At 35.3% G+C, this 252-nt stretch carries 1 protein-coding gene; it reads right to left on the bottom strand.

All coding sequences use genetic code 11. The annotated features are described in order from the left end of the window. Window positions 1-252, bottom strand: a 252-nt coding sequence (locus SB822_RS59160) for a TIM barrel protein (RefSeq protein WP_410859383.1), incomplete at both ends; no start/stop codon positions are given.

Below are 252 nucleotides of genomic sequence, written 5' to 3'. Positions count from 1 at the left end.
ATGCAATTTATTACCTGCATTCAAAAAAGGCGACTCAAGATCTGGATCTTCGATATTCATATGGTATGAATCGAGCAACATTTTTACTTTTGGATGATTGATTTCTTCAACAAAATCTACACCCTGGGCTCCTGTATTAACAATACAACTCTCATATCTGTTTAAAGGCTCAATTACAAGTATAATATCCAATTCTTCTGCTTTTTTTGTCAATTTCCGAACAGAATCAATCGCCCACTTCCAATCTTCCCC

It is taken from the genome of Paraburkholderia sp. SIMBA_054 (assembly GCF_046534875.1).
In the GTDB taxonomy this organism is placed as follows: Bacteria; Pseudomonadota; Gammaproteobacteria; order Burkholderiales; family Burkholderiaceae; genus Paraburkholderia; species Paraburkholderia hospita.
The sequence above is the reverse complement of the archived record's forward strand: the minus strand, read 5'-3'. Positions and strand labels throughout refer to the sequence as shown.